Raw genomic sequence first — 241 nt, forward strand, 5'->3', positions numbered from 1 at the left:
CCAAAAATTAAGCCATATACAACAAAAAAGCAATGAGTTGATAGAACAATACCAAAAATCATTAGAAACGCTTAAAAAGCCTTTAAACGTCAAATATGAACATGAAACTGAAAAAGTAGGGGGTTTGTTCAACAAAGAAATACAAGAAACAGGGAATGTTGTAATAAGCCAAGAAGAATTTAATAACTTTCAGAAACAAATACAAGCAGCACAAACGATTACAGAAGATTATGAGCGTATT

The 241-nt window shown here is 30.7% G+C and carries 1 pseudogene; it reads left to right on the forward strand.

From position 1 onward, the window contains the following. Positions 1–241, forward strand: a pseudogene (locus SH09_RS13640) (MobV family relaxase); the annotation flags it as partial.

This window comes from Staphylococcus gallinarum (assembly GCF_000875895.1).
Lineage (GTDB): Bacteria > Bacillota > Bacilli > Staphylococcales > Staphylococcaceae > Staphylococcus > Staphylococcus gallinarum.